The organism is Vibrio sp. 1078-1 (assembly GCF_033340475.1).
In genome coordinates this window covers 1-589 of the sequence record NZ_JAWOWM010000617.1, presented here as the reverse complement: position 1 = coordinate 589, position 589 = coordinate 1, and the positions used below count along the sequence as shown (strand labels likewise).

Here is a 589-nt window from a genome sequence, read left to right as displayed (position 1 = left end):
CAACGCTCGCCGCTTCAATCATCGCAGCTTCATTCTCATTCAACGCTTTTGCTGCGGATATTGAAAAAATGCACTTCTTGATCCCAGGTGGCGCTGGCGGCGGTTGGGATATGACCGCCCGTGGTACGGGTGATGTGTTAGTAAAATCAGACATCGTAGAAAACGTGTCGTTTCAAAACCTATCAGGTGGCGGCGGTGGTAAAGCCATCGCTCACTTAATTGAAACGGCAGATCGCCAAGAAGACACGCTCATGGTGAACTCAACACCAATCGTTGTGCGTTCTCTTAGCGGTATTTTTCCTCAATCCTTCCGTGACCTAACGCCTGTTGCTGCAACTGTTGCAGACTACGGCGCGATTGTTGCCTCTGCGGACTCGCCATACAACACATGGGAAGATGCTGTAAAAGCGTTTGAAGCCGATCCTCGCAAAGTGAAGATTGCTGGTGGCTCAGCGCGCGGCTCTATGGATCACCTTGTCATTGCGGCGGCATTTAAAGGCGAAGGCTTTGATGCGCGTAAAGTCCGTTACATTGGCTATGATGCGTGTGGCAAAGCAATGGCAGCCCTGCTTTCTGGCGAAACTCAATT

The 589-nt window shown here is 50.9% G+C and carries 1 protein-coding gene; it reads left to right on the top strand.

The features are described 5' to 3' along the window. Positions 1 to 589: tripartite tricarboxylate transporter substrate-binding protein (locus R7190_RS29130; protein ID WP_318138102.1), on the top strand; the 589-nt coding region annotated here is incomplete at both ends.